Origin of the sequence: Streptomyces endocoffeicus (assembly GCF_016741935.1) — a bacterium.
Classification (GTDB): Bacteria; Actinomycetota; Actinomycetes; order Streptomycetales; family Streptomycetaceae; genus Streptomyces; species Streptomyces endocoffeicus.
In genome coordinates, this window is sequence record NZ_JAERRG010000231.1 from 1 (window position 1) to 365 (window position 365).

Here is a 365-nt window from a genome sequence, read left to right on the forward strand (position 1 = left end):
ACACGGGTGCGGTTGAACTGCTCACCGAGTCGGTGGCTTGGCCGCGTGGGGAGCGGGCGCGGCGGGCGGGTGTGTCCTCCTTCGGCGTGTCCGGGACCAATGCGCACGTCATTCTTGAGGAGGCGTCGGCAGAGGAAGCCTCGAGCGTGGAGGTTTCCGCTGGTGGTGGTGTGACGCCGTGGGTGGTGTCGGGGCGTAGTGCGGGTGCGTTGGCGGCTCAGGCGGGTCGGTTGTTGGAGTATGTGCGTGCTGTCCAGGCTGGTGGTGGTGGTGTGGATGTGGTGGGTGTGGGGCGTGCTCTGGTGGGTTCGCGTGCGGTGTTTGAGCATCGGGCGGTGGTTCTGGGTTCGGATGTGGGGGAGCTC

1 protein-coding gene is annotated in these 365 nt (G+C 67.4%); it reads left to right on the forward strand.

Features of this window, described 5'->3' with window-relative positions:
- Positions 1-365: ketoacyl-synthetase C-terminal extension domain-containing protein (locus JK364_RS54740; RefSeq protein ID WP_201858928.1), on the forward strand; the 365-nt coding region annotated here is incomplete at both ends.